This window comes from Micromonospora sp. NPDC049645, from assembly GCF_040675155.1.
Taxonomy (GTDB): Bacteria; Actinomycetota; Actinomycetes; order Mycobacteriales; family Micromonosporaceae; genus Micromonospora.
In genome coordinates this window covers 77,654-104,409 of sequence record NZ_JBFAOI010000002.1, presented here as the reverse complement: position 1 = coordinate 104,409, position 26,756 = coordinate 77,654, and the positions used below count along the sequence as shown (strand labels likewise).

At 72.0% G+C, this 26,756-nt stretch carries 17 protein-coding genes and 1 pseudogene; 15 read left to right on the top strand and 3 right to left on the bottom strand.

Features of this window, described 5'->3' with window-relative positions; genetic code table 11:
- Positions 1 to 45: 45 nt before the first annotated feature.
- Positions 46 to 423 (top strand): DoxX family protein, encoded by a 378-nt coding sequence (locus AB0J33_RS06030; protein WP_363610411.1) that lies wholly within the window; start codon positions 46 to 48, stop codon positions 421 to 423.
- A gap of 41 nt (positions 424 to 464) precedes the next feature.
- On the opposite strand, the gene AB0J33_RS06025 is transcribed toward AB0J33_RS06030, so the two are convergent.
- Positions 465 to 3,173: a glucosidase gene (locus AB0J33_RS06025; RefSeq protein ID WP_363610409.1), complete on the bottom strand. Its 2,709-nt coding sequence runs from the start codon at positions 3,171 to 3,173 to the stop codon at positions 465 to 467.
- A gap of 42 nt (positions 3,174 to 3,215) precedes the next feature.
- Here AB0J33_RS06025 and AB0J33_RS06020 point away from each other — a divergent pair, with 42 nt between their 5' ends.
- From AB0J33_RS06020 to AB0J33_RS05965, 12 genes and pseudogenes are all read left to right on the top strand, one after another.
- Positions 3,216 to 5,159: an amylo-alpha-1,6-glucosidase gene (locus AB0J33_RS06020; protein ID WP_363610407.1), complete on the top strand. Its 1,944-nt coding sequence runs from the start codon at positions 3,216 to 3,218 to the stop codon at positions 5,157 to 5,159.
- Positions 5,160 to 5,296: 137 nt separating this feature from the next.
- The gene (locus AB0J33_RS06015) at positions 5,297 to 6,631 is read left to right on the top strand and encodes a glycosyltransferase family 4 protein (RefSeq protein WP_363610405.1); all 1,335 of its coding nucleotides are present in this window, start codon (positions 5,297 to 5,299) and stop codon (positions 6,629 to 6,631) included.
- Positions 6,632 to 6,764: 133 nt separating this feature from the next.
- Positions 6,765 to 8,396, top strand: coding sequence for a serine/threonine-protein kinase (locus tag AB0J33_RS06010; protein ID WP_363610403.1), 1,632 nt, complete (start codon positions 6,765 to 6,767; stop codon positions 8,394 to 8,396).
- Between the two features lie 128 nt (positions 8,397 to 8,524).
- Positions 8,525 to 10,138, top strand: a complete 1,614-nt coding sequence (locus AB0J33_RS06005) for a protein kinase (RefSeq protein WP_363611344.1) — start codon at positions 8,525 to 8,527, stop codon at positions 10,136 to 10,138.
- A 103-nt stretch (positions 10,139 to 10,241) separates the two neighbouring features.
- Positions 10,242 to 11,051, top strand: coding sequence for a metal-dependent hydrolase (locus AB0J33_RS06000; RefSeq protein ID WP_363610401.1), 810 nt, complete (start codon positions 10,242 to 10,244; stop codon positions 11,049 to 11,051).
- Positions 11,052 to 11,086: 35 nt separating this feature from the next.
- Positions 11,087 to 11,973: pseudogene (locus tag AB0J33_RS05995) on the top strand (amidohydrolase family protein).
- A 526-nt stretch (positions 11,974 to 12,499) separates the two neighbouring features.
- On the top strand, positions 12,500 to 13,549 hold the full coding sequence (locus tag AB0J33_RS05990) for a LacI family DNA-binding transcriptional regulator (protein ID WP_363611341.1): 1,050 nt from the start codon (positions 12,500 to 12,502) through the stop codon (positions 13,547 to 13,549).
- A gap of 84 nt (positions 13,550 to 13,633) precedes the next feature.
- Entirely contained in the window at positions 13,634 to 14,938 is a 1,305-nt protein-coding gene (locus AB0J33_RS05985) for an extracellular solute-binding protein (protein WP_363610399.1), read from the top strand.
- 67 nt (positions 14,939 to 15,005) lie between these two features.
- Positions 15,006 to 15,974, top strand: coding sequence for a sugar ABC transporter permease (locus AB0J33_RS05980; RefSeq protein WP_363610397.1), 969 nt, complete (start codon positions 15,006 to 15,008; stop codon positions 15,972 to 15,974).
- A 1-nt stretch (position 15,975) separates the two neighbouring features.
- Positions 15,976 to 16,863 carry a carbohydrate ABC transporter permease gene (locus AB0J33_RS05975; protein ID WP_363610395.1) on the top strand — a complete coding sequence of 296 codons (888 nt, stop codon included), beginning with the start codon at positions 15,976 to 15,978 and terminating at the stop codon, positions 16,861 to 16,863.
- Positions 16,860 to 19,091, top strand: coding sequence for an alpha-xylosidase (gene yicI / locus AB0J33_RS05970; RefSeq protein WP_363610393.1), 2,232 nt, complete (start codon positions 16,860 to 16,862; stop codon positions 19,089 to 19,091). Before AB0J33_RS05975 ends, yicI begins: the two co-directional genes overlap by 4 nt.
- Entirely contained in the window at positions 19,088 to 20,497 is a 1,410-nt protein-coding gene (locus AB0J33_RS05965; RefSeq protein ID WP_363610391.1) for a GH1 family beta-glucosidase, read from the top strand. The genes yicI and AB0J33_RS05965 overlap by 4 nt, the downstream gene beginning before the upstream one ends.
- 100 nt (positions 20,498 to 20,597) lie before the next feature.
- Here the strand turns inward: AB0J33_RS05965 and AB0J33_RS05960 are convergent, their stop codons facing one another.
- Both AB0J33_RS05960 and AB0J33_RS05955 read right to left on the bottom strand, forming a co-directional pair.
- Positions 20,598 to 21,191, bottom strand: a complete 594-nt coding sequence (locus tag AB0J33_RS05960) for a nucleotidyltransferase family protein (RefSeq protein ID WP_363611339.1) — start codon at positions 21,189 to 21,191, stop codon at positions 20,598 to 20,600.
- A 172-nt stretch (positions 21,192 to 21,363) separates the two neighbouring features.
- Complete coding sequence (locus tag AB0J33_RS05955; protein WP_363611337.1) at positions 21,364 to 23,073, bottom strand: bifunctional 3'-5' exonuclease/DNA polymerase; 1,710 nt, start codon at positions 23,071 to 23,073, stop codon at positions 21,364 to 21,366.
- Positions 23,074 to 23,139: 66 nt separating this feature from the next.
- Between AB0J33_RS05955 and AB0J33_RS05950 the strand changes: the two genes are divergently transcribed.
- Positions 23,140 to 25,014 (top strand): ABC transporter ATP-binding protein, encoded by a 1,875-nt coding sequence (locus AB0J33_RS05950; RefSeq protein ID WP_363610389.1) that lies wholly within the window; start codon positions 23,140 to 23,142, stop codon positions 25,012 to 25,014.
- Positions 25,015 to 25,064: 50 nt separating this feature from the next.
- Positions 25,065 to 26,756 carry an ABC transporter ATP-binding protein gene (locus AB0J33_RS05945; protein ID WP_363611335.1) on the top strand — a complete coding sequence of 564 codons (1,692 nt, stop codon included), beginning with the start codon at positions 25,065 to 25,067 and terminating at the stop codon, positions 26,754 to 26,756.

The following is a 26,756-nucleotide window of genomic DNA, read 5'->3' as shown; positions in this document are numbered from 1 at the left end:
ACCGGCCGCCGGTGTCTTCTGGGCAACCTGACACGGAGGAAGCTCATGAACCTGGCCCTGTGGATCGCGGCCGGACTGCTTGCCGCAGTCGCCCTGACCGGAGGCATCACCAAGACGTTCGTACCCAAGGAGAAGTTGGCCGCGGCCACCGGCGGAGGGTGGACCGACGGCGCCAGCGTCGGTTTCGTCAAGACCCTCGGAGTCCTCGAACTCCTCGCCTCGGTCGGTTTCATCCTGCCCGCCGTGCTGGACATCGCACCGGTGCTGGTGCCGGTGACCGCCATCTGCTGGGTCCTGCTGATGGTCGGCGCGATGATCACCCACCTGCGCCGCGGTGAGGCGAAGTTCATCGCGCTGAACCTGATCTACCTCGCGCTGGCCGCCTTCGTGGCCTGGGGCCGCCTCGGACCCGAGCCCTTCTGACCGGGCGGGCGGGCGGTGCGGGTGGGCGGTGGGTGTTGCGGTCAGCGGCGCAGGGTGAGGATCAGGTCGGCGACCAGGGCCGTCCAGCCGGTCTGGTGCCAGGCGCCCAGACCGGCGCCGTTGTCGCCGTGGAAGTACTCGGGGAACGCGACCAGGTCCCGCCAGTCCGGGTGGGTCTGGAAGAGCTGGCACGCACCGTAGATCGGCCGTCGACCCCAGTCGTCCTGGGTGAAGAGCGCGATCAGCCGGGCGGAGAGGTCGTCGGCGATCTCGTCCAGGGTGCGCTTCACGCCGGAACGGGTCGGGTACTCCACCTGGAGGTCGTCGCCGAAGAACGCCGCGTAGTCGCGCAGCGCGCTGATCAGCAGGAAGTTCGTCGGCATCCAGATCGGACCGCGCCAGTTCGAGTTGCCCCCGAACAGTCCGCTGGTCGACTCGGCCGGCTCGTAGCCGACGGAGAACTCCTGCCCGCCGAGGGTCACCGAGAACGGCTTGTCCAGGTGCGCGCGGGACAGCGTCCGCAGGCCGAAGTCGGAGAGGAACTCGTCGGGGTCGAGCATCCGGGCCAGCAGGCGAACCACCTGCTCCGGCCCGACCATGGACAGCAGCCGCTGCTGCCGGCCGTCCGGGCCCAGCCGGCGGGTGCCGATCACCTGGGCGTACTCCGGGCGGTTGGTGAGGAACCAGCGCAACCGGGCACCCAGCTCCGGCAGGCGGTGCAGGGTCTTCGCGGTGAGTCGGGTGGTGGCCGCCAACGGCAGCAGCCCGACCACCGAGCGGACCTTCAGCGGCACCTTCGTGCCGTCGGCGAGGCGCAGCACGTCGTAGAAGAAGGCGTCCTCGTCGTCCCACAACCCCTGCTCGTACGCGGCGGCGGCGATGTAGGCGAAGTGCTCGAAGAACTTGGTGGCGGTGTCCACCCAGGTCCGGTCGTGTTCGGCGAGCACGATCGCCATGTCCAGCAGGTTGAGCGCGTACATGCCCATCCAGCCGGTGCCGTCGGACTGCTCCAGCACCCCGGCGACCGGCAGCGCCGCCGAACGGTCGAACGGCCCGACGTTGTCCAGCCCGAGGAAGCCGCCCTCGAAGACGTTGTTGCCGCCGGTGTCCTTGCGGTTGACCCACCAGGTGAAGTTGAGCAGCAGCTTGTGCATCACCCGGGCCAGGAACTCGTAGTCCCGGCCGCCGTCGATCTCGAACACCTTCAGCGCCGCCCACGCGTGCACCGGCGGGTTCACGTCACCGAACGCCCACTCGTACGCCGGGATCTGCCCGTTGGGGTGCAGGTACCACTCGCGGAGCAGCAGCAGGATCTGCTCCTTGGCGAAGCCCGGGTCGACCCGGGCGATGCTCACGCAGTGGAAGGCCAGGTCCCAGGCCGCGTACCAGGGGTACTCCCACGGGTCGGGCATGGAGATGACATCGAAGCTGGTCATGTGCCACCAGGCGCTGTTGCGCCCGTGCCGACGCCCGGCCGGCGGCGGTGTCGAACCCGGGTCGCCTTCGAGCCAGCGCTTGACGTCGAAGTGGTAGAACTGCTTGCCCCACATCAGCCCGGCGATGGCCTGCCGGGCCACCAGCGCCTCGTCGGGCGTGGCGGCCGGTGGAATCACCCCGGCGAAGAACCGGTTCGCCTCGGCCCGCCGCGCCCACACCACGGCCTCGAAGCCCTCGCTGAGGTCGGCCGGGGGCGGCGGCGCGGCGGCCGGCGGCGACGCCGTACGGGTGAGCCGCAGCCGGATCTGACGCTGCTCACCCGCCGGCACGTCGAGCACGTAGTGCAGCGCGCCCTTGGTGCCCTCCCGCGCCGGGTTGACCGTGTCCGCGCCGTTGACGACGTGGTCGTTGATGCCGTCCTTCGGGTACGGGGAGCGGCCGGGCAGGCCCCACAGCCGTTCGGCGTTGGTGTCGTTGTCGCAGAGCAGCGGCACCGGGCCGCCGTCGCCCTCCAGCAGTAGTTGGCCGAGCACCCGGTGCTCGCCGACGAGCCGGGTGCCCTGGCCGGTCAGCCGGGGGATGCGGTCGCCGCCGGGCAGACCCCACGACCAGGTGTTGCGGAACCACAGGGTGGGCAGCACGTGCAGGGTCGCCGCCCGGTCGCCCCGGTTGGCGACGGTCACCACCATGCAGAGGTCCGTCGGGGACGCCTTGGCGTAGTCGACGGTCACCGCCCAGTACCGGTCGTCGTCGAAGATCCCGGTGTCCACCAGCTCGTACTCGGTGTCGTCACGGCCGCGCAACGCGTTCACCGCGACGAGTTCGTCGTACGGGAAGGCGGCCTGCGGGTAGTGGTAGCGCCAGCGCATCCAGGAGTGGGTGGGCGTGGAGTCCTCGTACCACCAGTACTCCTTGACGTCCTCGCCGTGGTTGCCGCCGTCGCCGCCGAGGCCGAACATCCGCTCCTTGAGGATCGGGTCCTTGCCGTTCCAGAGGGCGAGCGCGAAGGCGAAAGTCTGTCGTTCGTCGCAGACGCCGGCCATGCCGTCTTCATTCCACCGGTAGGCTCTGGACCGCGCGTGGTCATGCGGGAAGTAGTCCCAGGCCGTACCGTGCTCGCTGTAGTCCTCCCGTACCGTCCCCCACGCCCGTTCGGACAGATAGGGACCCCATGCACGCCAGTCCTGCTCCCCCGAGTCGGCCTGAGCGAGCCGGAGCCGCTCAGCGTCGGGTGGCGAGGCGTCGGAGGACGATCGGTCAGTGATCACGTGCACATCTTTGACGTCGCCGCGGTACTTGACCACAGCGGCCATTCTCGTCGTGGCGTGTTACACCCCGCCGCCGGTGGAGGAAAGTTGATCGACATTCACTTCGGCCCGCAGGTCTGCGGCGATCTGACCAGCGCGGCCAGCCGGGAGTGGCTGGTCCCCGACGGCCTCGGCGGGTACGCGATGGGCACGGTCGGGGGTTTGCGGACCCGGCGCTACCACGGTCTGTTGGTGGTTCCCGGCGAAACGCCGGCGTCCCGTCAGGTGGGACTGGTCAGTCTCGACCCGGCGGTCACCCTGCCGTCCGGCACGCGGGTGCGCCTCGGCGCGCACGAGTGGGCCTCCGGCGACGTGGACCCGCGCGGCTTCGAGCTGTTGGAGCGCTTCGACCTGGTCGACGGGCTGCCCCGGTGGCGGTGGCGGATCGGCGCCGTGGTGATCGAACGGGAGCTGGCCATGCTGCCCGGCCGCTCCTGTGTCGCGGTGGTGCACCGGCTGGTCGCCGGTGGTCCCGTCCGGCTGGAGCTGTCGGCCGCCTGCACCTGGCGGGACGCGCACGGCGAACGACGGGCCGACGGCCCGACCCCGCAGGTCGAGGCGGTGGCCGACGGCGCGGTGGTCGAGGGCGCGTACCGGCTCGCCGGGCCGGGCTGGACGCCCGAGGGGCAGTGGTGGCTGGGTGTGCACCACCGCGAGGAGGCCAACCGGGGGCTGCACCCGGACGAGGACCTCTGGTACGCGGGCCGCTTCGCCGGCGAGTTGGAACGCCCCGGCGACACGCTGTCGGTGCGGGCCTGGGCCGGTCGACTCGACGAGGAGCCGCCACCGGCCACCGAGATCGTCGCGGCGGCGCGACGGCGCAACCGGCAGGTGGTGGCGACGGCGAAGCCGGCCGACGACACCGAGGCCACCCTGGCGCTGGCCGCCGACGCGTTCGTGGTGCGCGCAGGCGACGCGGCGGTGGACGTGGTCGCCGGGTACCCGTGGTTCGGGGCCTGGTCGCGGGACACGATGATCTCGTACGAGGGGTTGTTCCTCTGCACCGGTCGCGCCGACGAGGGGCGGGAGCTGCTGCGGGCGTACGCGGCGACGCTGTCCGAGGGGATGCTCGCCAACACGGCCGACACCGGCCGGGTGGAGTACAACACCGTCGACGGCACGCTGTGGTTCCTGCACGCGGTGAGCCGGCACGTCACCGTCACCGGTGACACCGACCTCGGCGACGAGCTGCTGCCCGCGCTGCGCGCGGTGATCGACGCCCACGCGGCCGGCACCCGGTACGGGATCCGCGTCGATCCGGCCGACGGGCTGCTCGCCCAGGGGGCCGCCGGCACCGCGCTGACCTGGATGGACGCCCGCGTGTACGGGGTGCCGGTCACCCCGCGTACCGGTAAGCCGGTCGAGGTCAACGCGCTGTGGATCAACGGGCTGGCCGGGCTCGCGGAGCTGACCGAGCTGGCCGGGCAGGACGCGGCCGAGCTGTGGCGACTGCACGGGCAGGCCACCGCCTCGTTCCGGGAGCGTTTCCCGGCCCCGACCGGGTGGCTGCACGACGTGCTGGACGCCCCCGCGCCGGCGTACCCGCTGGGTGGCGCCGCCCTGCACGACGACGACGCGTTGCGCCCCAACCAGTTGCTGGCCTGGTCGCTGCCGTACGCGCCGATGGAACCGGACGAGGCCACGCTGCGACGGATCGCGGGCGGGCTGCTCACCCCGCTCGGGCCGCGCAGCCTCGCCCCGGACTCGGCGGAGTTCGTGGGCCGGCACCGGGGTGGCCCGGCCGACCGGGACGGGGGCTACCACCAGGGCACGGTCTGGCCGTGGCTGCTCGGCCCGTACGTGGACGCCGCCCGCCGGGGGAAGATGTCGGTCGATGACGTATTCGTCGGCATTGAGGCCCATTTGATGGAATATGGGATAGGCTCAGTGAGCGAGACGGCCGATGGCCTCGCGCCGCACACCGCGACCGGATGCCCGTTCCAGGCATGGTCGGTGGCCGAGCTGCTGCGGGTGCGCCGAAAGGGCCAGTAGCGCTTTACACGACCGCAACGGTGGTGTCGCCGCTGGTTATCGCGATCCCGGCAGGATTGGCCTCGATCCAGACGCGACGGCGACATCGATCCCGGTGTCGGTCGGCGCGCGCCCGGGGACAACTCAAAGGGGGCCGCATGTCACTCGATGCCCACGTGATCGACATCAACCCCGCCCGACAGCTGCGGGTGCTGATGCTCTCCTGGGAGTACCCGCCGGTGCTCGTCGGCGGTCTCGGTCGACACGTGCACGCCCTCTCCGTCGCCCTCGCCGCCGCCGGCCACGAGGTCACCGTCGTCACCCGCCACAGCGAGGGCGCACCCCTGGAGGAGTACGCCGAGGGCGTGCGCATCCTGCGCGCCCCCGAGGACCCGGTCACCTTCCCCCTCGCCACCAGCTCCCTGCTGGCCTGGACGATGGCCTTCAACCACACCCTCACCCGCACCGCCCTACGCGCCACCGAGTCCGGTTCCTACGACGTGATCCACGCCCACGACTGGCTCGTCGCGCACACGGCCGTCACCCTCGCCGAGCACCTGGACCTCCCGCTGGTCACCACCATGCACGCCACCGAGGCCGGTCGGCACCAGGGCTGGCTGCCGGAGGAGATGAACCGCACCATCCACGGCGTCGAACACTGGCTCAGCAGCTCCTCCATTCGAGTGATCACCTGTTCGGGTTACATGCGTGACCAGGTGACCGCGCTGTTCGACGTCCCGACCGAGCAGGTCGACGTGGTGCCCAACGGGGTCGACGACCGGGCCTGGCGGGCCCGTCCCCGCGCGGTCGCGTCGGCCCGCGCCCGGTTCGCCGGGGACGGCCCGCTGGTCGGGTACGCCGGACGACTGGTGTACGAGAAGGGCGTCCAGCACCTGGTGCACGCCATACCCCGACTCCGCGAACGGCACCCGGGGCTGCGCGTGGTGATCGCCGGCGACGGCCCGTACCGCCCGGAGTTGGAAGCGGAGGCCCGGCGGTTGGCGCTCAGCTCGACGGTCCGGTTCACCGGCTTCCTCGACGCCACCCAACTGCCGGCCATGCTCGGCGCCACCGACGCGACAGTGGTGCCCAGCCTCTACGAACCGTTCGGCATGGTGGCGTTGGAGGCCGCCGCCGCCGGAGCGCCCCTAGCCGTGGCCCGCACCGGCGGCCTCGCCGAGATCGTCGAGCCAGGCGTGACCGGGGTGACGTTCCCGCACAGCGACCCGGACGCGCTCGCCGGCGCGGTCGGCCAACTGCTCGGCGACGAGGTCTTCGCCCGGCGGCTGGCCCGACGGGCCCGCACGATGGTCGGCGAGCGCTACGGCTGGGCCACCATCGCGGCCCGCACCGCCGCCAGTTACGCCACCGCCCGTCGCGAGCACGGCCCGGTGCAGGCCCGACGCGCCGCCGCCCGACTCGGCGGCGGGCGGGCCCGCATCGCCATCCCGGAGGGGAATCTGCTCGCCGCCGTCGACCACGCCGCCTGCTGAGCCGAGTCGGACGACCGATAGGTGACTTCCGATCCGCTGGTTAGGGTGTAGCCCGGACAGCGGCTGGGGAGGAGCGTGCACAGGTGCTGATCGCCGGTCGGTACCGGCTGCTCGACCTGGTGGTCGCGGCGGTATGGGCCGGGTGTGGCGCGCCCGCGACGAGATGCTGCACCGCGAGGTCGCGGTCAAGGAGATCGTTCCACCGAGTTGGCTGGCTGATCGTGAGCGGGCCGAGGTGCGCTCGCGCACCATGCGGGAGGCGCGGGCCGCGGCCCGGCTGAACCACCCCGCCGTGGTCCGGCTCTACGACGTCGTCGCGGTCGACGGCAACCCGTGGATCGTGATGGAGTACGTCCCGTCCCGCACCCTCCAGGACGTCGTGGACGCCGAGGGGCCACTGGAGCCGGCCCGCGCGGCCCGGATCGGTCTGGCCGTGCTCGACGCGCTACAGGCCGCGCACTCCGCCGGGGTGCTGCACCGCGACATCAAACCGCAGAACGTGCTGGTGGCACACGACGGTCGGGTGATGCTCACCGACTTCGGGCTGGCCACCTTCGACGGTGGCGACGGCGCGATGACCCGCCCCGGCATGGTCCTCGGCTCCCCGCAGTACGTGGCCCCGGAGCGGGCCGCCGAGGGGGCGTCCACGGTGGCCGCCGACCTGTGGTCGCTCGGGGCGACCCTGCACGCCGCCGTCGAGGGCCAGTCCCCGTACGCCCGCAGCACCGCGATGGCGACCCTGAGCGCGCTGGCGGTCGGGCCGCCGGACCCGGCCCCGCACGCCGGGATGCTCGCGCCGGTGCTCGACGGGCTGCTGCGCCGCGACCCGCGCGACCGCCTCGACCACGACACCGCCCGGCGGTTGCTGGAAACGGCGGCGACCGGCCGCGCCGACCCCGACGGTGGCCCTGCCCGGTCGGCTGGGTACGACCCCGACGTCCAGGACCCGACCGTCGCGCTGCCCGACCCGGCCGCCGCGACGACCGAGGGGCAGCAGGTCCCGGCCACGGCGGACAGCGCCTCCCCCACGCCGGCACCCGATCCGGTGGCCGCGGGGCGTACCGCCCGTCGGGTGGCGGTGGTCGCCGTGGCGCTGCTGGTGGCCGTGGTGGCCGGCGTCGGCACCGCGCTGACCGTCGCCGACGACAAGCCCGAGAACCCCACCGGCTGGTCCTCCCCACCGCCGAACCGTCCGCGCGACGGCGGCCCGTTCGGGCCGGGCCCGCCGCCCGGTCCGCCGCCGGACGGGCGGGACGTCCCTCCGCCCCCGTTCGCGTGTGTCCGCCCGGAGGTGTCCGGTGCGCCGGTACCGGCCGGCGAGCCAGCCTCCGGCGAAGCGTTCCGGCCACCGCCCGGCTGGGTCTGGTACGCCGACACCGCCGGCTTCCGGGTCTCCGTACCGGCGACGTGGCTGACGTCCCGCGACGGCGGGGTGGCGTGCTTCCAGGACCCGGCGACCGGCCGGGCCTTCAGCGTCGCCGAGGGCGGCGCCGCCGATCCCCTGCGACGCCTGCGGGCCGCCCGCGACGCGGCGGCCGGGGCGGGATCGTTGCCGGGGTACGACGAGATCCGGCTCGCCCGGGGCGACGACGGGGCCGAGTGGGAGTGCCGCTGGCGGACACCGCACGGCAGTTGGCTGCGCGCCCGGCAACAGGTCGTCGGAACCGACCGCTGGACCCTCGGGTGGATCACCCAGGACGGCGACTGGGCCGGGGCGGCAGCCGACTGGCAACTGGTGCGAAGGAGTTTCCGACCACCCCGCTGACCTGCACCGTATGGCCATGATCCGCACTACCGTCCGGCGTGGATCGAGGCCGCTCAGTGGATGATTAAGCCGACATCGGTGGCTATCGTGGAACCCGGGGTGACCGAGGGGGAGCGACCGTGCATCAGATGCTGATCGCGGGTCGGTACCGGCTGCTCGACCTGGTCGGCACCGGCGGAATGGGCCGGGTGTGGCTTGCTCGCGACGAGATGCTGCATCGCGACGTGGCGGTGAAGGAGGTCGTGCCACCGTCCTGGCTGGCCGAATCCGAGCGCGCGGAGTTGCGGCTGCGGACCCTGCGTGAGGCACGCACCGCCGCCCGGCTCAACCACCCCAACGTGGTTCGCATCTACGACGTGGTGCACGACCGGGAGAGCCCCTGGATCGTGATGGAGTACGTGCCGTCCCGGTCGGTACAGCAGATCATCAGCGCCGAGGGGCCGTTGAGTCCGCAGCGCACCGCCCGGATCGGGCTGGCGGTGCTCGCCGCGCTGCGGGCCGCCCACACCGCCGGCGTGCTGCACCGCGACGTGAAGCCGCACAACGTGCTGGTGGCCGACGACGGGCGGGTGGTGCTCACCGACTTCGGGCTGGCCACCTTCGACGGCGGCGACGGTGTGATGACCGGCCCCGGCACCGTGCTCGGCTCACCGCAGTTCGTCGCCCCCGAGCGGGCCCGCGAGGGAGTGTCGGATGCCCGCACCGACATGTGGTCGCTGGGCGCGACGCTCTACGCGACGGTCGAGGGGAAGTCCCCGTACGCGCGGTCGAGCGCGATGGCGACGCTCAGCGCGCTGGCCACCGAACCACCGGATCCGATGCGGCGGGCCGGTCCGTTGCGTCCCGTCCTCACCGGTCTGCTGCAACGCGACCCCTGGCGACGGTTGACCGCGATGGAGGCCGAGTCGTTGCTGAGCAGTGCCGCGGCGAGCCGCGACGAGCCGGCCGGGTCGGTCCGGTCCTCGGCGGTCGCGGCGGTCCGCAGCGCCGGCCGGGCCATGGCATCCCACCCGGTCGAGCGGGTGCCCCCGCCCGACACACCGGCGAAACCGACACCGACGCCGCGCCGGTCCGGCCGGCGACGGCGCCTGATCGCCCTGGGCGGTGCGGCCACCGCCCTGCTCGTCGCGGGAGGAGTCACGCTGGCGCTGCTCAACCGACACGACGAGCAGGCCCCACCCTCCGGCGCTGGCGGCGGCGCGCCGACCACCCGACCGGCCGCGTTCGCCTGCGCGTCGGCACCGCCGTTGACGGCGACCCCGGTGGCCTCGGTGTCACCGCCCCCCGACGCGAAGTACAGCCTGCGCGAGGGTTGGACCTGGTACGACGATCCCACCGGGTTCCGGATCGCCGCCCCGGTGGGTTGGGCACGCTGGACCGAGGGCGCGGTGACCTGCTTTCGCAAATCCGGCGGGTCCCGGGTGCTCAGCGTCGAGGCGGGACCGGCCCGCCCCGACCCGGTGGCGTACTGGAAGGCCGAGGAGACGCGGCTGACCGCGAGCGAGTCGCTGCCGGGCTATCGCAAGGTGGACATCTCCGCGATGGACATTTTCCGGGGCGGCGCGGTGTGGGAGTGCGCCTGGCAGAACGCCCGCGGCGACTCGCTGCACAGTCAACGGCTGCTAGTCAACACCTCGGCCGACCGGTCCTACACCGTCTCGTGGTTGACAGAAGAGTTCGACTGGCAGGTCAACGCGGCATACTTGCCGATGATCCGGCAGAGCTTCACGCCCACCCCGTAACCCGGTCCGATGTGGACCTTCCGGGTGATGCCCCTGCGACGCCGACGCTGACTACAGTGGCGTAGTTTTGGGCGCTCAAGATCCCTGGGGAGGGTGAGCCGAGATGATGGGACCGCAACACGCGCTGTCCGGCGCGGCGGTGTGGTTGGCCGGGTCCTGGGCACTGGACCAGTTCGCCGACTACCACCAGTCGCCGCTCGCGCTGGCGGTGGGCACCGCGGTGTGCGCCGGCGGCGCGCTCTTTCCCGACCTCGACATGTCGGGCAAGGTGACCAAGAACCAGGGTGGGGCCACGGTGGCCCGTACCTTCGGGGTCTTCTCACTCTTCGCCGCCGAGGTGATGGAGAAGATCTCCCTCGGCGTCTACTACGCCACCAAGCTCAGCAGGGACCCGCGCCGCAACAACGGCCACCGGACGCTGACCCACACGCTCCCGTTCACCGTGCTGGTCGGCTGGGGCACCACCGCGCTCTGCGCCGCGTACGGCAAGTGGGCGGTCATCACCATCCTGTTCTTCATGTTCGGCCTGGCGCTGCGTGGGCTGTTCGACGAGTGGGCCGAGCGGGCCGGGTGGGTGATCATCACTCTCGCGTCGGCCGGAGCGGCCTGGTTCACCTTCGCCAACCTGCCGGGCGGGCGCGGCTATCCGTTGATCGGTACCGCGTTGGGCGTGGGCTGTTTCGTGCACATCCTCGGCGACATGATCACCCGAGCCGGGGTGCCGATCCTCTGGCCGATCCCGATCAAGCGGCGAATGTGGATGATGGTCGGTCTGCCGAACAGCATCGCCCTGCGCGTGGGCAGCAAGGCCGAGGTGGTCGGCATGCGCATCGCACTCACCGTCATCTCGGCGCTGGCGACCGTCGGCCTGATCGCGCCCTCGGTGCTGAGTCGGTTCGACATCGACATATGACCGATCCGGCCTCGGAGCTGCCGCCGGACGCGGAGTTGCCGCCGGACGCGGACGAACGCGTGCCGGAGTTCTGGCGGGCGCTGGGGTTGCCCGGTCTCGCCGACGTACACGTGCACTTTCTCCGCCGCGACTGCTGCGTCGGGTGTGGGCCTACTTCGACGCCGCCGGGCCGCTGGTCGGCACCGAGTGGCCGATCCGCTACCGGTGGAGCGACGCCGACCGGGTCGCGCACCTGCGCCGGCTCGGGGTGCGGGCGTTCAGCGCCCTGGCGTACGCGCACCGGCCCGGCATGGCGGCGGACCTCAACCGTTGGACGCTGGACTTCGCCCGCGACACTTCGGGCTGTCTACCCTCGGCCACGTTCTTTCCCGAGCCGGACGCCCCCCGGTACGTCGACGCGGCTCTCGCGGAGGGCGCCCGGCTGTTCAAGGTGCACCTACAGGTCGGTGGCTTCGCGCCGACCGATCCGGCGCTCGACCAGGTGTGGGGGATGCTGTCCGACGCGGGTGTGCCGGTGGTGGTGCACGCCGGACACGCGCCGGTGGGCACCACCCACACCGGCCCGGACCCGTTCGCCGCGCTCCTCGCCCGCCATCCTCGGTTGACCGCCGTGGTGGCACACCTGGGCGCCCCGGACTACCGAGCCTTCCTGGACCTCGCCGAGACGTACGAGCGGGTCCGGCTGGACACCACCATGGCGTTCACGCCGTTCTTCGACCAGTTCGTCCCCTTCCCCGCCGACGAGTTGCCCCGGTTGCGCGAGGTGGGGCTGGCCGGCAAGGTGCTGCTGGGCAGCGACTTCCCGAACATCCCGTACCCGTACGCCGACCAGGTCACCGGCCTGGCCCGGCTGGATCTGGGCGACGACTGGCTGCGCGCGGTCTGCTGGGACACCGCCGCCACCCTGTTCGACCTGACCTGACTCGGCCTGACCCCCACCCCCCAAGGCCACCCTTCACCCCTCGCCCCCTCGCCCCCTCGCCCCCTCGCCCCCTCGCCCCCTCGCCCCCTCGCCCCCTCGCCCCCTCGCCCCCTCGCCCCCTCGCCCCCTCGCCCAAGATCGTGCTCGATCCTTGATGTAGTGGTCTCCGCGACGACCGAGGGAACCACAACCAGGATCGAACGCGATCTTGCCTCCGCACCCCGAGACCAGCGAGCGGAGATCCGCGCAACTACCCGGATGTTGCTGCCTCTGGCGGGCGCGAGGCAGCAACATCCCCGATGTTGCGCGGATCTTGGCCACGGACATCATGTGCGACCGGCCGGAAGCGGCGCGGTGCACACGGCGCGAGGGACCGGCGCACCCCACCTGAATTCTTTTCGACATCGGCTATTGACGTCGCCGTAACAGGTGGCCTAGCGTCCTGTCGAACCGCTTCGTCGAAACGCTTCGACGACGATTCGGGAGCGATCCCACCCCAGGCCGGAGGAGGTGCGCGGTGGCCACCATGCACGACGTCGCCCGCCTCGCGCAGGTCTCGGTCAGCACCGTCTCGTACGTGCTCACCGGCGCCCGGCCGATCTCGCAGGCCACCCGCAACAAGGTGCTCGCCGCGATGGCCGAGCTCGACTACCAGCCCAACGCGATGGCCCGGGGGTTGGCCAGCCGCCGCAGCCGGATTCTCGGCCTGCTGATGCCGATGGACGAACGCGGGCTCGGCGCCACCGAGACCGCCTTCGTCACCGGCGCCGCCGCGGCGGCCAGTGTCGCCGGCTACCACCTGGTGCTCTCGCCGGTCGGCGGGGGCAACCTCGACGACCTGCGTCGACTGGCCAGCCAGCGGATGCTCGACGGGGTCGTGCTGATGGAGGTTCAGCTGGCCGACGAGCGGGTCACCGTGCTCCAGGAGGCCGGGGTGCCGCTGGTGCTGATCGGCCGTACCGGCGACACCAGCCAGCTCTCCTACGTCGACATCGACTTCGACCAGACCGTCCGGGAGGCCGTCGCGCACCTGGTCGGCCTCGGGCACCGGCGGATCGTCTACGTCAACCACTCGGCCGCCACGTTGGCCAGCGGTTACGGGCCGGCGCTGCGTACCCGGGATGCTTTCACGGCGGCGATGACCGGGCACGGCCTGGACCCGGTGATGATCGCGGCCGAGGACAGCGCGGCCGGCGGGCGGGCCGCCCTGGCGGCGGCGTTCGCCCGGGCCCCGGAGCTGACCGCCGTGTTGGCCATGAACGAGACGGCGATCTTCGGCATCCTCGGCGAGTTGACCGGTCGTGGGTTGTCGGTGCCCGACGACGTCTCCGTCGTCTCGATGGTCACCTCACCGCAGGTCGCCGAACTGGCCACCCCGGCGCTGACCGCCATGACGTCCCCCGGCTCGGCGCTCGGTCGGATCGCGATCGAGGCGCTGACCCGCCACCTGGACGGCCCCGCCGACCAGCGCCATCAGCAACTGCTGCCGTGCACGTTGGAGATCCGGGGTTCGACCGCCGCGCCACGGCGCTCGGCACTGGTTACCGCCGACCCCTCGTCGAGCGACGGGGGCTGACCAGCTAGAACGGCCCGCCATCGCGCTGCAACGCGACGACGGGCCCCGTGAAGTACCGGCTAGTACTCAACGAGGAGGATAGTAATGCAGCGATTCCGCCGGCTCGTCGCCGCGATCGCCCTGGCAGCGACCGCGACGACCACCGTGGCCGCCTGCGGCGGCGGTGACAACGGGGACGACAGCGACGCCAAGGTCCTGAAGCTCTGGCACTACGAGAGCGAGAACAGCGCCATGGGCGTCGGCTGGAACCGGGCCATCGAGCTCTTCAAGTCCGAGCATCCGGGCGTCGAGGTGCGGTTCGAGCGCAAGGCGTTCGAGCAGATCCAGCAGAACGCCGGCATGATCATCAACTCGTCCGAGGGCCCGGACATCATGGAGTACAACAAGGGCAACGCGACCGCCGGCCTGCTCTCCTCCCAGGGTCTGCTCGCCGACCTGAGCGACGAGGCCGACAAGCGCGGCTGGGCCGGCAAGCTCAGCCCCAGCCTCCAGACCACCGCCCGCTACAGCGACAAGGGCGTGATGGGCTCGGGCAAGTGGTTCGGTGTGCCGAACTACGGCGAGTACGTCACGGTCTACTACAACAAGGACCTGTTCCAGCAGAACGGCGTGAAGGTCCCGACCACCATGGCCGAGATGACCGCCGCGATGGACACCTTCGTCGGCAAGGGCGTCACCCCGCTGGGCATGGCCGGCGCCGAGTACCCGGCCGGGCAGCTCTTCTACCAGCTCGCCCTCTCCAAGGGCGACCGGCAGTTCGTCGACAACTACCAGCTCTACAAGAACCCGGTCGACTTCAAGGCCGACCCGCTCAAGTACGGCGCGGAGACCTTCGCCGAGTGGGTACGCAAGGGCTACGTCGCGAAGAACTCGGCCAGCCTCAAGGCCGAGGACATGGGCACCGCCTTCATCGGCGGCAAGGTTCCGATGATCGTCTCGGGTAGCTGGTGGTACGGCCGGTTCAAGACCGAGATGAAGGCCAACTGGGACACGTTCCTCTTCCCCGGCAACACCCTGCAGGCCGGCTCGTCCGGCAACCTCTGGGTGGTCCCGGAGAACAGCAAGGCCAAGAGCCTGGCGTACGACTTCATCGACATCACCCTGCGTCCGGAGATCCAGGACCTGATCGGCAACAACGGTGGTGTGCCGGTGGCCGCCGACGCGTCGAAGATCAGCGACCCGAAGGACCGCAAGCTGATCGAGGACTTCAACACGGTCAGCAAGTCCGACGGGCTCGCCTTCTACCCGGACTGGCCGGTCCCCGGCTACTACGACGTGCTGGTCTCCGGCTTCCAGGGTCTGATCAACGGCTCGAAGACGCCCGACCAGGTCCTCGACACGATCGCCAAGCCGTACGCCGATGGCGTCAAGGAGATCACCGGCAAGTGACACGGCGAGCGGCGGGCGCGACCGGCACCACCGGCGCGCCCGCCCGCCCCGCCGGGAAGGATCTTCCATGGCAGTCTCCGAGACCGTCGCCGCCACACCGCCGGCCGCGAAACCCACCCCGCCCGCGCCCAGCCGCAGACGCCGCGGTCGCAACGCGGCGTACTGGCTCTACCTGCTCCCCGGAGCGACGCTCTTCATCCTGGTCATCGGCGCGCCGCTGATCGGGACGCTGTACCTGTCGCTGACCAAGTGGTCCGGCATCGGCGACCCCCGGTGGGTCGGCCTGGACAACTACCAGCAGTTGCTGCACGACGACGTGTTCTGGGCGTCGTTCCGCAACACCGTCTGGATGCTCGTCGCGATGGTCGTGGTGCCCACCCTGCTCGGGCTGCTGCTCGCCGCAGTGCTCTTCGACGTTATCGGCCGCCGGTTCAAGCCCCGCACCGCCGCCGCCCTGCGGGCCGCGTTCTACCTGCCGCAGGTGCTGCCCGTCGTGGTGGCCGGCATCGTCTGGGGCTGGATCCTGCGCCCCGACGGCGCGTTCAACAGCCTCCTCGACGCGGTCGGTCTCGGCGCGCTGCGCCACGACTGGCTCGGCGACCCGGGCACCGCGCTGCCGGCCGTCATGGCGGTGATGATCTGGGTGCAGATCGGCTACCCGGTGGTCGTCTTCATGGCGGCGCTGCAACGGGTCGATCCCGAGCTGTACGAGGCGGCCGAGGTCGACGGCGCGAACTGGCTGCACCGGTTCCGGGCGATCACCCTCCCGCAGATCCGGCCGGAGACCTTCGTGGTGGCCCTGACCTGCACCATCGCCGCGTTGAAGGTGTTCGGGCCGATCTTCGCGCTGACCCGGGGTGGCCCGGACAACGCGACGAACGTGCCGTCCTACTTCGCGTACTACACGTTCTTCAAGAAGCTACAGGTCGGCTACGGCTCCGCGATCTCCACCGTGCTGACCCTGATCATCGTCGTGGTCGCCGGGGTCTTCATCTGGATGCAGGCCCGCAGCGAGCGCCGGGACCGGGGGTTCTGACATGGCCGTCATGCTCACGCCGAGCAGCACACCGGTGACGCCGGCCCGGCCCGTCCGCGACCGGCACCACCGCGGTGTCAGCCGCTGGGTGGTGCTCGCCCTGGTCATCCTCGGCGCGCTCGTCATGCTGGTGCCGTTCGCGTTCATGCTGCTCAACGCGTTCAAGTCGCCCGGGGACTACTCGTCGGGTGGCCCGTTGAGCTGGCCGACGGAGTTCTACACCAAGGGTCTGCGCACCTACTGGACCGAAGTGAATTTCCCGCTCAAACTCTGGAACTCGGCGCTCATCGCCGGCTCCGTGGCCGTGCTCGGCGTCGCCGTGTCGCTGCTCAACGCGTACGCCCTGGGCATCGGCCGGGTCCGTGGCCGGCTGTGGATCGTGGGTCTCTTCCTGCTGGCCAACATGCTGCCGCAGGAGGCGTTGATCTACCCGCTGTACTACGTGGCGAAGCAGATCGGCCTCTACAACACCCAACTCTCGGTGATCATCATCTTCACGGTGATCCAGAGCGCGTTCGGCACGTACCTGCTCGCCTCGGTGCTGGGCACGTTCCCGCGCTCGCTGCTGGAGGCCGCCGCGCTGGACGGCGCCGGCAAGTGGACGGTGCTGTGGCGGGTGGTCTTCCCCAACCTGCGGCCCACCCTCGCGGTGCTGCTCATCTTCTTCTTCATCTGGACGTGGAACGAGTTCCTCATCCCGCTGGTCATGCTCATCGACAACCAGACGCAGACCATTCCGGTCGCGCTCGCGTCGTTGCAGGGCGACCGACTGATGGACGCCCCGACCACCAACGCCGGCGCGCTGATCAGCCTGGTGCCGGCGATCCTCTTCTTCCTCATCTTCCAGCGCACCCTCGCGCGCGGCATCACGGCAGGAGCCGAGAAGTGAAGTTCACCGACGGGTACTGGCAGCTGCGCCCCGGCGTCAGCGTCCTGCGCCCCGGCACCGTGGAGTCGGTCGAGCCGGACGACCGTGGCTTCACCGTCTTCGCACCGACCGGCAAGATCACCGGACGCGGTGACACCCTGAACCGGCCCCTGGTGACCGTCCGGTTCTTCTCCCCCGCCCCCGGCGTCATCGGGGTCACCATCGCCCACCACACCGGAGGGCTGCCCCGCGAGCCGCACTTCGGGCTGAACACCGACGAGACGCACCCGGTCGCCGTCGACGTCACCGGACTCAGCGCGACGCTGACCACCGGTGAGCTGACCGCGCGGGTCGCGCTCATCGACGGGTGGCGGGTCGACTTCCTGCACGGCGATCGGGTGATCACCGCGTCCACCGGGCGCAGCATCGGCGTCGTCACCGACGCCGACGGCCGCCCGCACGTGCACGAGCGGCTCGCCCTCGGTGTCGGCGAGACGGTGTACGGGTTGGGTGAGCGCTTCGGCCCGTTCGTCAAGAACGGGCAGACCGTCGACATCTGGAACGCCGACGGCGGCACCGCCAGCGAGCAGGCGTACAAGAACGTGCCGTTCTACCTGAGCAGCGCCGGCTACGGGGTCTTCGTGGACCACCCGGAGCACGTGTCGTTCGAGGTGGGCTCCGAGGTCGTGGCGCAGACCCAGTTCAGCGTCGAGGGCCAGACCCTCACCTACTACGTCATCGACGGGCCCCACCCGAAGGACGTGCTGCGTCGGTACACCGCGCTCACCGGCCGCCCGGCCCGCATTCCCGCGTGGTCGTACGGCCTGTGGCTGTCCACCTCGTTCACCACCTCGTACGACGAGAAGACCGTGACCGAGTTCGTCGACGGGATGGCCGAGCGCGGGTTGCCGCTGTCGGTCTTTCACTTCGACTGTTTCTGGATGCGTCAGTTCCACTGGGTCGACTTCATCTGGGACCCGGCGACCTTCCCCGACCCGGAGGGGATGCTGCGCCGGCTGCACGAGCGTGACCTGAAGGTGTGCGTCTGGATCAACCCGTACATCGCGCAGCGCTCGTACCTCTTCGAGGAGGGCCGGCAGGCCGGCTACCTGGTGCGTAACCCGGACGGCTCGGTCTGGCAGTGGGACAAGTGGCAGGCCGGCATGGCGCTCGTCGACTTCACCAACCCGGACGCGGTCGCCTGGTTCACCGGCAAGCTCAGGGCGCTGCTGGACATGGGCGTCGACTGCTTCAAGACCGATTTCGGTGAGCGCATCCCGACCGACGTGGTGTGGCACGACGGCTCCGACCCGCAGCGGATGCACAACTACTACTCGTACCTCTACAACAAGGCGGTCTTCGAGCTGCTGGAGACCGAACGCGGCGAGGGCGAGGCGGTGCTGTTCGCCCGCTCGGCCACCACCGGCGGGCAGCAGTTCCCGGTGCACTGGGGCGGCGACTGCGAGTCGACGTTCGTCGCGATGGCCGAGTCGCTGCGCGGCGGGTTGTCCCTGGCGGCGTCGGGCTTCGGCTACTGGAGCCACGACATCGGCGGCTTCGAGGGCACCCCCGACCCGGCGGTGTTCAAACGGTGGGTCGCCTTCGGGCTGCTCTCCTCGCACTCCCGGCTGCACGGGTCCGGCTCGTACCGGGTGCCGTGGGCGTACGACGACGAGGCCGTGGACGTGCTTCGGCACTTCACCCACCTGAAGTTGAGCCTGATGCCGTACCTGGCGGCAGCCGCGCAGGAGGCGCACCGCGACGGGACGCCGGTGATGCGGCCGATGTTCCTGGAGTTCCCGGACGACCCGGCCACCGCACACCTGGACCGGCAGTACATGCTCGGCCCGGACGTGCTGGTCGCGCCGGTGCTCAGCGCCGACGGCGACGTCACGTACTACGTCCCCGCCGGCACCTGGACGCACCTGGTCACCGGCGCGCAGGTCACCGGCCCGGCCTGGGTGACCGAGAAGCACGGCTTCGACAGCCTGCCGGTGCTGGCCCGGCCGGGCGCGGTCATTCCGTTCGGCTCGCGCACCGACCGGCCGGACTACGAGTGGGCCGACGATGTGCGGCTGCGGCTGTACGCACCGGCCGAGGGCCAGCGGGTCCGGGTGCGGGTACCGTCACCCGGCGACGGACCGGGCGCCGAGTTCGACGTGCGCTACGAGGATGGGACGGCCAGCGCCGAACTGGTCGCCGGCACCTCGACGGGCTACATCTGCGAGATCCAGGGGACGGAACGATGACGCAACACCACTTCCCGGAGAGCTTCGTCTGGGGGTCGGCCACCGCGGCGTACCAGATCGAGGGCGCGGTCACCGAGGACGGGCGCGGGCCCTCCATCTGGGACACCTACAGCCACACACCCGGTCGGACACTCAACGGCGACACCGGTGACGTGGCCGCCGACCACTACCACCGGTGGGCCGACGACCTCGGGCACATCGCGGACCTCGGGCTCGGCGCGTACCGGTTCTCCATCTCCTGGCCCCGGGTGCAGCCGGGCGGCTCGGGCCGGTTCAACCAGGCGGGCATCGACTTCTACTCGCGGCTGGTGGACGGCCTGCTGGAGCGGGGCGTCCGCCCGGTGGCCACCATGTACCACTGGGACCTGCCGCAGGAGTTGGAGGACGCCGGCGGATGGGCCACGCGGGAGACCGCGTTGCGCTTCCAGGAGTACGCGGCGGGCATCGTCGGCGCGCTGGGCGACCGGGTGCACACCTGGACGACGCTCAACGAGCCGTGGTGCTCGGCGTACCTCGGCTACGCCTCCGGCGTGCACGCCCCGGGTCGGACCGAGCCGGCGGCGGCGCTGGCCGCGGTGCACCACCTCAACCTGGCGCACGGCCTGGCCGGCCGGGTGGTGCGGGAGCTGGCCCCGACCGCCGAGCTGTCGGTGACGCTGAACCTGCACGTCATCCGGGGCGCGTCCGACTCGGCCGCCGACCGGGACGCGGTCCGGCGGATCGACGCGTTGGCGAACCGGGCGTTCCTCGGCCCGATGCTGGACGGGGCGTACCCGGCCGACCTGCTGGCCGACACCGCCACCGTCACCGACTGGTCGTTCGTCCGCGAGGGCGACGAGAAGCTGATCGCGGTGCCGTTGGACGTGCTCGGGGTCAACTACTACTCCAGCACGCTGGTCCGGGCCTGGGACGGGGTGTCGGCCCGCTCCGACGCCGACGGGCACGGCGCGTCGACCTCGTCGCCGTGGGTCGCCGCGGAGAACGTCGACTTCCTGCCGCAGCCCGGCCCGTACACGGCGATGGGTTGGAACATCGACCCGCCGGCGCTGACCGAGCTGCTGCTGCGCCTGAAGCGCGAATACCCGAGCCAGCCCATGATGATCACCGAGAACGGCGCGGCGTTCGACGACGTGGTGTCGGCCGACGGCCGTATCCACGACGACCGGCGGATCGACTACCTGCGTCGGCACATCGGCGCGGTGGCCGACGCCCGCGCGCAGGGCGCGGACGTGCGCGGTTACTTCGTCTGGTCGTTGCTGGACAACTTCGAGTGGGGCTACGGCTACGACCGCCGCTTCGGGATCATCCGGGTCGACTACGACACCCAGGTCCGCACCTGGAAGGACAGCGCCCACTGGTACCAGCGCCTAACGGCAACAGGTGAGCTGAACCAGGCCCCGGAGTAAACCCGCCCTGCCGGGTCGATCATGGAGTTGTGGTGGGCGACAAATCAGCCGCTAAGGCACTGAATTGGGCACCACAACTCCATGATCGACGAGGTTGGCGTCAGACGCCTACCCGCTGGGGCGGGACGGTCAGGCCGTAGAGCTCCATCAGCTCGGGGGTGTCGACCCGGCTGCCGTCGGCCACCGAGTCGCAGGCGATGTCGACGATCTGGTCCTTGTGCGCCAACAGGTACGGCCGGGCGCCCACATCGGCGCTGGCCAGGGTGGCGATGCCGGGCCAGTGCCGGCGGCCGAAGAGCATCGGGTAGCCCCGCAACCCGTCGTAGGTGGCGCAGACCAGCACGTCCGGGTACGGCAGCGCGGCGACCCGGCTGACCGCCGCGGCGGTCAGGCCCGGCATGTCGACCGGGACCACCACCACCGCCTCGATCCCCTCGTCGTCCATGGCGGCCAGGCCGGCCCGGATGGACGAGCCTACCCCGGTGCCCCACGCCTTGTTGATCACAACGGTGGCCTTGCCCAGGTCGGCGGTTTCCTGAACCTGCTCGGCGGCGGCGCCCAGCACGACCACGATCTGCTCGCAGCCCGCCTCGGTCATCGTGTCGATCATCTGGTTGACCAGGGGCTTGCCCCCCTGGTGCAGCAGGGCCTCGGGACCACCGATCCGTCGTCCCCCACCTGCGGCGATGATCATTCCTGCGATCCGGTTCAGCTGCGCCCCCTCCAGCACGGGACGGACCGTGACCGATCCGTCCCCTCCTACGGACACTGCAACGAGGACGGCGGGGCGAGGGTGGCGGGGCGAAAAGGAGAAATAGCACAACCGTTACACGACCGGCACCCGCCCCAGCCGGACAATCCGTCGGTCAGGCCGCGTCGGCGTAGCAGTCGACGATGGACAGATCCAGCGGAAACCGGACCGGGGTCGCGCCGAAGAGCAGCGCGGAGGCCCGCTCGCCGGAGCGGGTGACCACCTCGGCGACCGCCTCCGCCTGCTCGGCGGGAGCGTGCACGACCACCTCGTCGTGCTGGAAGAAGACCAGCTCGGCGTCGGTGCCGGCCAGGTCGGCCCGCAGGGTGGCCAGCAACGTGGAGGCCCACTCGGCGGCGGTGGCCTGGATGACGAAGTTGCGGGTGAAGCGCCCCCGGGAGCGGGCGGCACGGGCCCGCGGACTCTGCGGATCGGCCGCCCCGCCCGCATCGGTGGACGCGTCGTCGAGATCGCCGAACCCGGCCGAGCCGGGCGGGCACGTCCGACCCAGCCACGACCGCACCAACCCACCCGCCTCACCGGTACGCGCCGCCGACTCGACGTAACCGAACGCCGTCGGGTAACTGCGCTTCAGCACGGCCAGCGCCGGCACCGCGGACCCGCCGGTCTGCCCGTACATCGCGCCGAGCAGGGCCACCTTGGCCTTGGCCCGGTCACCGCCGAACGAGTCCCGGGCCAGGGCCGCGTAGAGGTCGCCGGCACCGCCCGCCGCCGCCAGCCGGGCGTCGCCGGACACCGCCGCGAGCACCCGAGGCTCCAGCTGACCGGCGTCGGCGACCACCAACCGCCAACCCGGATCGGCCACCACCGCCCGGCGGATCACCTTGGGGATCTGCAACGCGCCGCCACCCCGGGTGGCCCACCGGCCGGAGACGACGCCACCCGGCACGTACTCCGGTTGGAACCGGCCGCCCCGCACCCACTGATCGAGCCAGGCCCAGCCGTGCGCCGTCCAGATCCGGTAGAGCTCCTTGTATTCCAGCACCAGCGGCACCGCCGGATGGTCCACCCCGCGCAGCACCCAGGCCCGGGTGTTGGGCAGCTCCACCCCGACCCGGGCGAACGCCTTCAGCAACTCCGCCGGGGAGTCGGTGTGCAGGCCGCGTACGCCGAGCGCGTCGGCGATCCGGGTGGCCAGCTCGGCGAGTCGACGTGGCGGGCCGCCCACCGGGGATGCCTCGCCGAGCAGCTCGTGCAGGATCTCGTTGTGCACGTCGGCACGCCAGGGCAAGCCGGCGACGCCCATCTCCACCGCGATCAGCGCGCCGGCCGACTCGGCGGCCACCAGCAACCGGAACCGGCCGGGGTGCTCGGTCGCGGCGACCCGGGCGAGCTGGTCGGCGTACACCCGGGTCAGTGCCTCGATGCCGGGGCCCGGCGGACCGGGCAGGGTGTCGAAGAGCGCGCCCTGGCCGTGCCCGGGTGGCTCGGCGGCGCGCGGCGGCGGGTCGGGCGGCACCGCCGCGCCGGTCAGCCGGGCCCAGGCGGCGGCCAGCGAGCGCGGCTCGCCCCAGCGACCCGCGTGCCCGAGCAGTAACGCCTCGGTCAACTCCACGTCATGACACCGATCGACCCGGACGCCGGCACGCAGCAACGTCGGGTAGATCGTCGTGGCGGTGGACCAGACCCAGCGCGGGCGCTCGGCGGCCTCGCGGGCCGCCACCGCCGCGACCAGGTCGACAACGGCCTCGGCCGGGCCGGTTGGCCGACCGGCGGCGTCCAGCGGGCACAGCACTCCCCCACCCCGCTCGTCGGACACCACCGCCACCAGCACGAACGTGATTCTGCCTCTCCCATCCGACAGAAACGGAGGCGCACCTCACCATCGGCGGGTCGGTGGGTTGTCGGAGCTGGTCGGTAGCGTGACCAGGTGCCTCCGCAGATCCCGCACTCCGATCCTGGCACTCCCGACACCCGTGGCCCGATGCGCTATCTCTGGTGGCTGGTCCGCCGCCAGCCCTGGCGGGTGCTGCGCGGCAGCGTGATCGGCACGGCCTGGATGATCGGGCTCTCGGCCCGGCCCTACCTGATCGCCCGTGCCGTCGACGACGGGTTGCGCGCCCGGGACACCCGTGCCCTGGCGTTCTGGGTCGCGGCGATCGTCGTCGCCGGCGTGGCCCTGTCCTACCTGGGCATCATGCGGCACCGCACGATGACCTTCATCCGGGAGGACGCCAAGGCCCGCTCGGCGGAGGTCCTGCTGCGTCACCTGTCCCGGATCGGCGCGGTGCTGCCCCGCCGGGTCGGCGCGGGTGAGGTGTCCACCATCGGCGGCGCCGACATCGACTGGACGGCGCAGGTGCTGACGCTGACCGGGCCGGGCGTCGGCGCGGTCATCGCGTACGGGGTGATCGCCGTGGTGCTCTGGTCGGTCTCCCCGCTGCTCGCGCTCTGCGTCCTGGTGGGAGTGCCGGTGGTCGGCCTGGTCGTCGGGCCGCTGCTGCGCCGCCTGGAGAAGGTCGAATCGGTCTACCGCCGGCAGCAGGGCGCGCTCACCGCCCGATCCGGTGACATCGTGGCCGGGCTGCGGGTGCTCGCCGGGGTGGGCGGCCGGGATCTGTTCGCCCGGCGGTACGCGGCCCGGTCCCAGGAGCTGCGTGCCGAGGGCTACCGGGTCGGCGCGGTCTACAGCTGGATCGACGCGGCGACGGTCGCCATCCCCGGGTTGTTCCTGGCTGCGGTGGTGTGGCTGACGGCGCGGATGGCGGTGACCGGCGAGGTGTCGATCGGCGAGTTGGTCGCCGTCTACGGCTACGTGGCGACCCTGATCGTGCCGGTCTGGTTCCTGCTGGAGGGCAGTCACCAGCTGATCCGGGGTCGGGTCGCCGCCCGGCGCATCGCCGACCTGCTCACCGTGACACCCGACGACGTCGGCGGCCCGGGTCGCCGGTGGCCGGAGGCCAAGCCCGGGGCCAGCCGGCCGGGGGCCGAGCGTGAGGCCAGCCGGCCGGGGGCCGAGCCCGGGGCACGCCGGCCGGGTTCCGTTCCCGAGGCACGCCGGCCGGGTGCCCCGGCCGCCCCGGACGGCCCCGCCGACCTCCACGACCCGGTGACCGGGCTGACCGTCGCCGCCGGGCGGCTGACCGGTGTGGCCGCCGACGATCCGGCGGCGGCGCTGGCCCTGGCCGACCGGCTCGGCCGGTACGTCGTCAGCGGGGTCACCTGGGGCGGTGTGCCGCTGAACGGGGTCGCCCTGGACGAGGTCCGCGCGCGGATCCTGGTGGCCGACCACGACTCGTACCTGTTCGCCGGCACACTGCGCGACATCCTGCGCGCCGGGGCCGACGGCGACGACGAGCGGATCGGCGCGGCACTGCGCACCGCCTCGGCCGAGGACGTCGTCGACGCCCTACCGGCAGGGCTGGACACCCCGATCGACGCCCGAGCCCGGACGCTGTCCGGCGGTCAACGCCAACGCCTGCGCCTGGCCCGGGCGCTGCGCGCCGAGCCGGAGGTGCTGATCCTCGTCGACCCGACGTCGGCCGTGGACGCGCACACCGAGGCGCGCGTCGCCGAGCGGCTGCGGGTCGCGCGGGCCGGGCGGACCACGGTGGTGATCGCCACGTCGCCGCTGCTGCTGGGCCAGGCCGACCGGGTCGCGCACCTGAGCGCCGGCCGGATCACCGCCACCGGCAGCCACGCCGACCTGCTCGACCGCGACCCGGCCTACCGGCACCTGGTGGCCCGGGGCAGCGCGGACCCCGGTCCGACCCGGCCCGCCGACACCGAGGAGGCGTACCGGTGAGCCGACTGCCGGTGGCCGACCGCGCGACCGTACGCCGGGCCCTGCGGGACATGCTCGGCCGGCACCGGCGCGCGGTCGCGGTCGTGCTGGCGCTGCACAGCGCCGCCGCGGTCGCCGGGCTCGCCCCGCCGTGGCTGCTCGGCACCATCGTCGACCGGGTCACCGCGGGAGCGGGCGTGGCCACCGTCGACCGGCTGGCGCTGGCCATCGCCGGCTGCGTCCTGGTCAGCGCGTTGCTCTCCCGGTACGCCCAGTACGCCGGCCACCGCTTCGGCGAACGGGCCGTCGCCGAGCTGCGTGAGGAGTTCGTCTCCCGGACCCTCGGGCTGCCGGTCTCGGTCGTCGAGCGGGCCGGCTCCGGTGACCTGGCCACCCGCAGCTCCGTCGACGTGGCGACGGTCGGCACCACCGTCCGGGACGTGGTGCCCACCATCGTCATCGCCTCGGTGCAGTTGACGCTGCTGTTCGGGGCGGTCTTCCTGCTGCACCCGCTGCTCGGCCTGGCCGCGCTGACCGGGCTCCCGTCGATCGTGGCGGTGACCCGTTGGTACCTGCGCCGGGCCAGCTCCGCGTACCTCGCCGAGGGCGCGGCGGCGGCCGAGCTGACCGAGACGCTGACCACCACCGCCGAGGGCGCCCGCACGGTGGAGGCGCTGCGGTTGACCGACGACCGGGTCCGGCACGGCACCACCCACATCACCCGGGTCTGGTGGGCCCGGCGGGCGACGCTCGCGCTGCGTACCGTGTTCTTCTCGGTCGTCGAGGCCAGCTACCCGCTGCCGGTCGCCATGGTCCTGCTCGTCGGCGGCTTCCTGCTCACCCGGGACATGGTGTCGCTCGGCGCGGTGGTCGCCGCCGCGCTCTACCTGCAACAGGCGATCGACCCGATGGACCGGCTGTTGCAGTGGACGGAGCAGGCGCAACGTGGCTTCGCCTCGTACGCCCGGGTGCTCGGCGTCGGCATGGTCCCGCCGGAGCCACCCGGCGCGACCGCCTCCACAGGGGGTGAGCGGCTCGTCGTGCGTGGGGCGCGGTTCTCCTACTCCGACGGGCCGGACGTGCTGCACGGCATCGACCTGGAGGTGCGGCCCGGTGAGCGGCTGGCCGTCGTCGGCCCGTCCGGCGCCGGCAAGTCCACCCTGGCCCGGCTGCTGGCCGGGATCGACGCGCCGCGGCAGGGCGTCGTCAGCATCGGCGGCTGCCCGGTCACCGACCTCGACCCGGCCGAGCGACGCCGCCGGATCGCCCTGGTCACCCAGGAGCACCACGTCTTCATCGGCTCGGTGCGCGACAACCTCTCCTTCGCCGCACCGGACGCCTCCGACGAACAGATGCGCGCCGCGCTGCGCACCGTCGGCGCCGAGTGGTACGCGGAGCTGCCCGACGGCCTGGACACCCCGCTCGGTGACGGGGCGCGTCAACTCGGCGCGGCCGAGGCCCAGCAGTTGGCGCTGGCCCGGTTGGTGCTCGCCGACCCGCACACGTTGATCCTGGACGAGGCGACCGCCGCGCTCGACCCGTCCACCGCCCGACGGACCGAACGCGCGCTGGCCGCCGTGCTGGTCGGGCGGACCGTCATCGCGATCGCGCACCGGCTCAACACCGCGCACGACGCCGACCGGGTCGCCGTGCTGGCCGACGGTCGGATCACCGAGATCGGCAGCCACGACGAGCTGGTCGCGGCCGGTGGCGCGTACGCGGCGCTGTGGCGCTCCTGGCACAGCCGGGTCGACGAGCCCTGA

Excerpts from the sequence above, each read along its gene's own strand:
- AB0J33_RS06030 (WP_363610411.1), top strand. The coding sequence starts at position 46 with ATGAACCTGGCCCTGTGGATCGCGGCCGGACTGCTTGCCGCAGTCGCC.
- AB0J33_RS06025 (WP_363610409.1), bottom strand. The coding sequence starts at position 3,173 with ATGGCCGCTGTGGTCAAGTACCGCGGCGACGTCAAAGATGTGCACGTG.
- AB0J33_RS06015 (WP_363610405.1), top strand. The coding sequence starts at position 5,297 with ATGTCACTCGATGCCCACGTGATCGACATCAACCCCGCCCGACAGCTG.
- AB0J33_RS06010 (WP_363610403.1), top strand. The coding sequence starts at position 6,765 with ATGGGCCGGGTGTGGCGCGCCCGCGACGAGATGCTGCACCGCGAGGTC.
- AB0J33_RS06005 (WP_363611344.1), top strand. The coding sequence starts at position 8,525 with ATGCTGATCGCGGGTCGGTACCGGCTGCTCGACCTGGTCGGCACCGGC.
- AB0J33_RS06000 (WP_363610401.1), top strand. The coding sequence starts at position 10,242 with ATGATGGGACCGCAACACGCGCTGTCCGGCGCGGCGGTGTGGTTGGCC.
- AB0J33_RS05990 (WP_363611341.1), top strand. The coding sequence starts at position 12,500 with ATGCACGACGTCGCCCGCCTCGCGCAGGTCTCGGTCAGCACCGTCTCG.
- AB0J33_RS05985 (WP_363610399.1), top strand. The coding sequence starts at position 13,634 with ATGCAGCGATTCCGCCGGCTCGTCGCCGCGATCGCCCTGGCAGCGACC.
- AB0J33_RS05980 (WP_363610397.1), top strand. The coding sequence starts at position 15,006 with ATGGCAGTCTCCGAGACCGTCGCCGCCACACCGCCGGCCGCGAAACCC.
- AB0J33_RS05975 (WP_363610395.1), top strand. The coding sequence starts at position 15,976 with ATGGCCGTCATGCTCACGCCGAGCAGCACACCGGTGACGCCGGCCCGG.
- AB0J33_RS05965 (WP_363610391.1), top strand. The coding sequence starts at position 19,088 with ATGACGCAACACCACTTCCCGGAGAGCTTCGTCTGGGGGTCGGCCACC.
- AB0J33_RS05960 (WP_363611339.1), bottom strand. The coding sequence starts at position 21,191 with ATGATCATCGCCGCAGGTGGGGGACGACGGATCGGTGGTCCCGAGGCC.
- AB0J33_RS05945 (WP_363611335.1), top strand. The coding sequence starts at position 25,065 with ATGCTCGGCCGGCACCGGCGCGCGGTCGCGGTCGTGCTGGCGCTGCAC.